General features: G+C 39.5%; 4 protein-coding genes. 2 read left to right on the plus strand and 2 right to left on the minus strand.

All coding sequences use genetic code 11. The features are described 5' to 3' along the window. Positions 1-52: 52 nt before the first annotated feature. Positions 53-532, plus strand: a complete 480-nt coding sequence (locus AC1DDX_RS26120; RefSeq protein WP_172660563.1) for a hypothetical protein — start codon at positions 53-55, stop codon at positions 530-532. 341 nt (positions 533-873) lie between these two features. Here the strand turns inward: AC1DDX_RS26120 and AC1DDX_RS26125 are convergent, their stop codons facing one another. Then, entirely contained in the window at positions 874-1,197 is a 324-nt protein-coding gene (locus AC1DDX_RS26125; protein ID WP_172660562.1) for a nuclear transport factor 2 family protein, read from the minus strand. A gap of 136 nt (positions 1,198-1,333) precedes the next feature. Here AC1DDX_RS26125 and AC1DDX_RS26130 point away from each other — a divergent pair, with 136 nt between their 5' ends. After that, positions 1,334-1,699 carry a winged helix-turn-helix transcriptional regulator gene (locus AC1DDX_RS26130; RefSeq protein ID WP_090779212.1) on the plus strand — a complete coding sequence of 122 codons (366 nt, stop codon included), beginning with the start codon at positions 1,334-1,336 and terminating at the stop codon, positions 1,697-1,699. A 101-nt stretch (positions 1,700-1,800) separates the two neighbouring features. On the opposite strand, the gene AC1DDX_RS26135 is transcribed toward AC1DDX_RS26130, so the two are convergent. Further along, a complete protein-coding gene (locus AC1DDX_RS26135) occupies positions 1,801-2,595 on the minus strand; it encodes an SDR family oxidoreductase (protein ID WP_337715251.1) in 795 nt (264 codons plus the stop codon). Positions 2,596-2,735: the final 140 nt, after the last annotated feature.

Here is a 2,735-nt window from a genome sequence, read left to right on the forward strand (position 1 = left end):
GACCATGAGTAAGGCTTCTATATCACATAAACCATTTATCAGTAAATAATTCGTGGACATCTTTGATGAAGAGATACTAAATTTTTGGAGAGCACTTCAAGAGTATAATGTGCAATATATTATGGTCGGTGGTTATGCCACCAATTTACACGGCTACCAGCGTTTTACAGGTGACTTAGATATTTGGCTAAAAGACACCTTAGAAAATAGAAAGCAACTGAGAAAAGCATTTGTAAAATGTGATATGGGGGATTATCCACTGATCGAAACTATGCAATTTATACTTGGCTGGACAGATTTTCACCTTAACAATGGTCTCCGTTTAGATATACTCATTGAAATGAAGGGGCTTGAAGGATATACCTTTGACGAATGTTTGGAAATGGCCTCTATTGCGGATATTGATAACGTAAATGTTCCTTTTTTGCATATTAATCAATTAATTGAGAATAAGAAGATTGTTAATCGCCCAAAAGATCAGATTGACGTAGCGGCACTTGAACAAATACGAAAGTTGCGAGACGATTTTTAGTTCGACACAATCTGTTTTTGATTTTAAAAATCGGTTGGGAAATCATATAGACGGGCACATTTTTTTATGTCCTCTTTGAAAGCCTTAGTTAACGATATGTTTTGGAGTACAACCGTACTTTGAACAAATCAAAGTACGGTTTCTTATGAAAAAATCATTGTTTTTTTTCTATGTCATCCTTGTTCTAAATATTCTTGCTAATGGTTCAGTCTGGTGATTCGGAATAGCAGATTAGTTTGGGAAACCCGGAAATTCCAACGGATTAATAACGGTTCGTTCCATACCTTCTCCTGGAGTTGCAACAGAATCCCTACGATTTTATGGTCGCTGGATGTTTGGCATTAGCCAGTAATCTTAAGCGATTGAATTAAACCCTGCTGAAGAACGAGGTTAAAGTTAAGAATGACCGGGCTACCTGGAAATGTTCCGGAAATCTCTGCTGTAAATACCGACCCCTTTTCAGCTTCCTTATAACTAATCGGTTTTAAAGTAGCTTGATACTGTTGGTTCGAATTTTCAATCCATTTTTGAATTGCTGTTCTTCCAATATGGTTTTTTCCTTCGTCGAATACTTCGGCGTTTTCTGAAAAAAGTGAGGAATAAGCTGCAGCATCATGGCTGTTTTGCGCTTCAACTAGGTCTGTTATTAATTTTGGTAAGTTCATGATATTTATTTTAAATTACTTATTGTTGTACAAATTTCGGTGGTACTAGCGGCACGCACAAGTAGGGGATTACGATTCGAATAGGGAAAAATTTATCCGTATTGTTTCATTAATGACCTACATGTATCTTTGTTAGATGTACGAGAAAAAAACTTTTCCCAATTTAAACTGTGGCCTCGATTTAGTTGGAGAGGTACTTTATGGCAAATGGAAAATGCGGTTGTTGTGGTTTATCAACGAGGGTTACTTGCGTCCGAGCGAGCTGCAACGCAAAATACCGGATGCAAGTCGTAGGGTAATCAATATTCAGCTAAAGGAACTCGAGGAACATGAATTGGTTATCAGAACAATCTATCCGGTGATGCCACCAAAGGTAGAGTATTCACTTACTGAGTTTGGCAAAACCTTGATACCGGTAATCGCCGCTATTGGGAATTGGGGAGATGAGTATCAGGACAGTTTGAAACGTGTGATTTTGAAAGGATATCCACAGTTGGCCTGATTTTTTCAGAGCGAGGATTAGCTGAATTAAGCCCAAGTTGATTTCGGTCAGCATTTTAAATTCATCCTAAATGCAACCCAGGCTGGTATTGTTGTAATTTTTTAAACGGTTGGGATGGTGCCTCCATCAATAACAAATTCGGTTCCGGTAAGATAACTTGCCCTTGGTGAAACAAGAAACCCGACAAATTCAGCAACTTCTTCAGGCATTGCTGGTCTGCCGTATGGAATGCCACCAAGTGCATTCATTACACTTTGTGTGGCCTGTTCTATCGAAATTGCTTCGCTCTTCGATATGCGTTCCATCATTCTCTTTGAGCCGTCAGTCATGATCCAGCCCGGAGAAACTGTTAGAATTCGAACTCCTTTTGGGGTAACCTCTTTAGAAAGTCCCTTACTGTAATTGATCAGTCCGGCCTTGGCAGCCGCATAGGGTAGTGTGCTTTCATATAACGGAAGTTTCCCCTGAATGGATGCGATGTGAATAATCACACCGGTTTTTTGTTTAATCATTTGCGGCAAAAATGCCCTGTCTAATCTTACTGGTGCTAAAAGATTGGTCTGCAATGTTTCTTCCCAGTGTTCATCTGTTAAATTAGCGAAACCACCCGCCGGAGTTTCCGAACCACCAAGGTTATTGATCAGGATATCGAGCCCGCCAAACTTTGATAATACCTCTGTTACTACTTTTGCCGCTCCATCGGGACTGCTGAGGTCTGCCGAAATATAATACAGCTTTTCATTGGGCTCTTCAGTCCTGTTTCTTGCGGTGATGATTACATTTGCCCCGGCTGCCAGTAGCCTTTCGGCAATTGCTTTTCCGGTGCCTTTGGTTCCACCTGTTACCATGGCAATCTTGCCGGATAGTTCGCTATTGAAATTAAATTCCTTTTCCATTGTATATTTATTTTATACAAAATTCAGGTATACTACAGTTTCCTACAAGTATGGTATTACGATTCGGATAGCGTAAAATTTATCCCTATGCAATTCGCATTTCCGTAATTGCGATGATTAAATGTACCCTATATATTTAC

Source organism: Pedobacter sp. 10L46_2, from assembly GCF_056395165.1.